Source organism: Mesorhizobium sp. M2C.T.Ca.TU.002.02.1.1 (assembly GCF_003997225.1).
This window is the reverse complement of the sequence record NZ_RZTO01001505.1, coordinates 1-395: the sequence shown is the minus strand read 5'-3', so window position 1 is coordinate 395 and position 395 is coordinate 1. Positions and strand designations below refer to the sequence as shown.

Genomic DNA, 395 nt, shown 5'->3' with positions numbered 1-395 from the left:
GCGCCGAGAATTGATGTTGGCGATGCGGCTTCATGCCTGAGGACATAATATCCGGCGACGGGAATGTTCCCGTCGACATCGACATATCGATTGAGGCGGGCAACTGGCCCGACGAGGCAAGCCTGACGCGGCTGGTCGATCGGGCCGTTAAGGCGGCTTTTGCCGAAATCGGCGTGGCGGGCCGTTCCGAACTCAGTCTCGTTTTTTCCGACGACGCCCATATCCAGGTTCTCAACGCCGGCTGGCGCGGCAAGGACAAACCGACCAACGTCTTGTCTTTCCCGGCTTTTCCGTTTGCGCAGGGCGGTCCGTTGCCGCCGATGCTGGGCGACATCGTGCTGGCCGCCGAAACGGTCGCCCATGAAGCGGTACTGGAAGACAAGCCTGTCGAGAAC

Annotated in this window: 1 protein-coding gene; it reads left to right on the top strand. The window is 61.3% G+C overall.

What is annotated here, in order from left to right; genetic code table 11:
• Positions 1-32: 32 nt before the first annotated feature.
• On the top strand, positions 33-395 hold a 363-nt coding region (gene ybeY, locus EOD07_RS36990), incomplete at its 3' end, for an rRNA maturation RNase YbeY (protein ID WP_127238540.1).